The sequence below is a fragment of the Mycobacterium sp. genome, assembly GCF_039583785.1.
Lineage (GTDB): Bacteria > Actinomycetota > Actinomycetes > Mycobacteriales > Mycobacteriaceae > Mycobacterium.
The window spans coordinates 5,035-8,136 of the sequence record NZ_JAVKSG010000073.1 but is presented as its reverse complement, the minus strand read 5'-3'; the positions used below and the strand labels follow the sequence as shown (position 1 = coordinate 8,136).

Here is a 3,102-nt window from a genome sequence, read left to right as displayed (position 1 = left end):
TCGGCCGGCGCGTCGGCGGGTTTCTCGCTGACGTCGAGCACACCGTCGTCGAAGGGGTCGTACAACGGCGAACCGCTGCCCGCGGGAGCAGGGGTGTCGGAATGCGCGCCGCAGCCGTACTCCACGTCGACGACGTGCCCGTCGGCCGACAATTCATTGCCGCACACACCGAACATCGCGCCGAGCGAACCGGCCAGCGGCAGGAAGAACCCGCAATCCCGGCAGATCCGCTTGGTGGACTGCGCCATCTGCGCGCGAGGCCCGTAATCGCCGTCATGCCAGCGCTCCGCGGCCCCGGCGCGACCCCAGCCGCTCATCACCTGACGACGTCCGAACCCGATCTCGGCAGCGGCCTCGTCGACCTGCGGGTCACCGGAAGACATATAGCCGGGCACCAGCCGCGGGTCGTCCGACAACGGCGCGAGCAGGTCGCCGGGGCTCAGGTCACCGGGTTGGATGCGCTGATCCCACGGCAGCCATTCCGGCGCCAGCAACGACTCGGGCCCGGGTACCAGCACCACCTCGCTGACCGTCGCATGGTCGGCGCCGGGGTAGCTGGCCACCACGACCGCCCACTGCCAGCCCTGGTAACCGGGCAGGTGGGCGAGGAAACGGTGGGTGGCGCTGGTCGGGTCTTCATATCCGACGCCGAGGTAGTCGCCGACGGTGTCGTCACCGCTGCCTTCGACGATGGCAGCACGCGCCAGGTCGGCCGCGCCAGTGAGAATGGCCGCCAATTCCGGCGACCACTCCGTCGCGGTCGAATCGGTCACATCGTCCGTTGTTTCCATGGGCCTGTAGATTCTGCCGCACAGATGCGACGCATGGCCACACCGGTCGCCTACGAACTACCGCACCCGCTATGGGTGAGAATCGATGCATGGCGGGACGACGCGGCGATCACCCGGATACGAGGCGCACTTCGCGCCGTCCCGTTGGACTCGCCGAGCATCCCGGCATGGCCAACTACCCGGCCGACGAGCCGGATTACCGCCGGTCACAGCGACCTCGGCTCGACAGTCCGGCTCCTCCGCATCGCGCTCCGCGCTCCGCATTGTCGCCGAACGCGGCGATGCCGAGCGCCAATCGGTATCTGGCCCCGCTGAATCGCGAGCACGGGGCCGAACCGCGCCGCGAACCACCGCGAGACGGTCCCCCCGGCGAGCGGATCACCGTCACCCGCGCCGCCGCCCAGCGCAGTCGCGAAATGGGTTCGCTGATGTACGACCTGGTGCAGCGGGCCGCCACCGCCGACGGCGCCGACAAGTCCGGGCTGACGGCTTTGACCTGGCCGGTGGTGGCCAACTTCGCCACCGACGCCGCAATGGCGGTCGCGCTGGCCAACACGCTGTTCTTCGCCGCGGCCACCGGGGAGAGCAAGGGCCGGGTGGCGCTGTACCTGCTGATCACGATCGCGCCGTTCGCGGTGATCGCACCGCTGATCGGACCGGCACTCGACCGGCTGCAGCACGGCCGCCGGGTCGCGCTGGCCGCCTCGTTCGCGCTGCGCACCGCGCTGGCGGTGGTGCTGATCGACAGTTACGACGCGGCCACCGGCGGCTTCCCGTCCTGGGTGCTGTACCCCTGCGCGCTGGCCATGATGGTGCTGTCGAAGTCGTTCAGCGTGCTGCGCAGCGCGGTCACCCCGCGAGTGATGCCGCCGACCATCGACCTGGTCCGGGTGAATGCCCGGCTGACCATGTTCGGCCTGCTGGGCGGCACCATCGCCGGTGGTGGCATCGCCGGCGGCGTCGAGTACGCCTGCGAACGGCTGCTCGGGTTGCCCGGCGCGCTGTTCGTCGTCGTCGCGGTCAGCGTGGCGGGTGCCGCGTTGTCCATGCGCATTCCGCGCTGGGTCGAAGTGACCGCGGGCGAGGTTCCCGCCACCCTGAGCTACCGCCAGGGCACGCAGCGACGCAATTGGCCCGAGGAGGTCCGCCGGGCCAGCGGAGCACTTCGACAACCGTTGGGCCGCAACATCATCACCGCACTGTGGGGCAACTGCACGATCAAGGTGATGGTCGGGTTCCTGTTCCTCTACCCGGCATTCGTCGCCAAGGCGCAGTATGCCGGCGGATGGAAACAGTTGGCGATGCTCGGCATGATCGGCGCGGCGGCCGCCATCGGCAACTTCGCCGGCAACTTCACCAGCGCCCGGTTACGGTTGGGCCGGCCTGCGGTGCTCGTGCTGAGGTGCGCGCTGGCAGTGACCGGTGTCGCGCTGGCCGCGGCGGTGGCTGGTACGCAGCTGATGGTTGAGATCGCGACCCTGATCACGTCCGGGTCCAGCGCGATCGCGAAGGCCGCACTGGATGCGTCGTTGCAGGACGACCTGCCCGAGGAATCGCGCGCATCGGCGTTCGGACGTTCGGAGTCGACGCTGCAACTCGCGTGGGTGCTCGGCGGCGCGATGGGCGTGCTGCTCTACACCGACCTGTGGGTCGGCTTCAGCGTCGTCACGTCGGTGCTGATCTTCGGTCTGGCGCAGACCACCGTCAGTTTCCGCGGTGACTCGCTGATCCCCGGCCTGGGCGGCAACCGGCCGGTGATGGTCGAGCAGGTAGGCAACAGCAAGCGCGACGTCGCGGCGGTGCCCCGACCGTGACGACGACGCGAAGGCTCGCGCTGCTCGCGCTCGTGGCGGTGTTGGCGACGGGAGCCGGAATCGGCGGGTGGGCGCTGGCCCGCGCGCGCGGCCCGCAGCGCCCGGAGATCAGTGCCTACGCGGACGGCCATCTGACCCGGGTCGGCCCCTACCGCTACTGCAATGTCGTCGACCTCACCGACTGTCAAAACCAGCGGACCGAGGGCGAGCTGCAGGTGAGTTCCCGCTCCCCCGTTCAGCTTTCGGTGCCGACGTCGATCAGCCGGGCACCTTGGTGGTTGCTGACGGTGTACGAGGATTCCGTCATTCCCACCACGACGTTCTACCGGCCGGGCAGCCGAATGGCGGTCACCATTCCCACCGTCGACCCCCAGCACGGCCGCCTGACCGGAATCGCCGTGCAGTTGATGACGGTCTTCGTCGACCCGAACGGTGCGGTGCAGGGCGTCCCGCATGCCGAGTGGTCGGTCCGAATGGTGTGGGGATAGCCGCGGGTT

At 69.5% G+C, this 3,102-nt stretch carries 3 protein-coding genes; 2 read left to right on the top strand and 1 reads right to left on the bottom strand.

Annotated elements, in window-relative coordinates:
• Positions 1-791, bottom strand: a 791-nt coding sequence (locus ABDV69_RS17450) for a DUF3027 domain-containing protein (RefSeq protein ID WP_343576596.1), incomplete at its 3' end; no start/stop codon positions are given.
• 167 nt (positions 792-958) lie between these two features.
• Here ABDV69_RS17450 and ABDV69_RS17445 point away from each other — a divergent pair.
• Both ABDV69_RS17445 and ABDV69_RS17440 read left to right on the top strand, forming a co-directional pair.
• On the top strand, positions 959-2,605 hold the full coding sequence (locus tag ABDV69_RS17445) for an MFS transporter (RefSeq protein WP_343576594.1): 1,647 nt from the start codon (positions 959-961) through the stop codon (positions 2,603-2,605).
• The gene (locus ABDV69_RS17440; protein WP_343576592.1) at positions 2,602-3,093 is read left to right on the top strand and encodes a DUF2771 domain-containing protein; all 492 of its coding nucleotides are present in this window, start codon (positions 2,602-2,604) and stop codon (positions 3,091-3,093) included. Before ABDV69_RS17445 ends, ABDV69_RS17440 begins: the two co-directional genes overlap by 4 nt.
• The last annotated feature ends 9 nt before the right edge of the window (positions 3,094-3,102 follow it).

What these genes read in the sequence shown, in the direction of transcription:
- ABDV69_RS17445 (WP_343576594.1), top strand. Translation starts at nt 959, where the DNA reads ATGGCCAACTACCCGGCCGACGAGCCGGATTACCGCCGGTCACAGCGA.